Origin of the sequence: Azohydromonas sediminis, from assembly GCF_003574675.1 — a bacterium.
In the GTDB taxonomy this organism is placed as follows: domain Bacteria; phylum Pseudomonadota; class Gammaproteobacteria; order Burkholderiales; family Burkholderiaceae_C; genus Calidifontimicrobium; species Calidifontimicrobium sediminis.
Genome location: NZ_QOAZ01000109.1, coordinates 1 through 595, shown reverse-complemented (window position 1 = coordinate 595; position 595 = coordinate 1). Strand labels below are relative to the sequence as shown.

1 rRNA gene is annotated in these 595 nt (G+C 56.1%); it reads left to right on the top strand.

The annotated features are described in order from the left end of the window. Positions 1–595 (top strand): 23S ribosomal RNA (locus tag DRV96_RS17850); the annotation flags it as partial.

Here is a 595-nt window from a genome sequence, read left to right as displayed (position 1 = left end):
GGAGGCGCCCCAAGGTTCCCTCAGAATGGTTGGAAATCATTCGAAGAGTGCAAAGGCAGAAGGGAGCTTGACTGCGAGACATACAGGTCGAGCAGGGACGAAAGTCGGGCTTAGTGATCCGGTGGTTCCGCATGGAAGGGCCATCGCTCAACGGATAAAAGCTACCCCGGGGATAACAGGCTTATCTCCCCCAAGAGTCCACATCGACGGGGAGGTTTGGCACCTCGATGTCGGCTCATCGCATCCTGGGGCTGTAGTCGGTCCCAAGGGTTGGGCTGTTCGCCCATTAAAGCGGTACGCGAGCTGGGTTCAGAACGTCGTGAGACAGTTCGGTCCCTATCCGTCGCGGGCGCAGGAAATTTGAGAGGAGCTGTCCTTAGTACGAGAGGACCGGGATGGACGCACCGCTGGTGTACCAGTTGTTCTGCCAAGGGCATCGCTGGGTAGCTATGTGCGGACGGGATAAGTGCTGAAAGCATCTAAGCATGAAGCCCCCCTCAAGATGAGATTTCCCATTCCGCAAGGAAGTAAGATCCCTGAAAGATGATCAGGTTGATAGGTCTGAGGTGGAAGTGTGGCGACACATGGAGCTGAC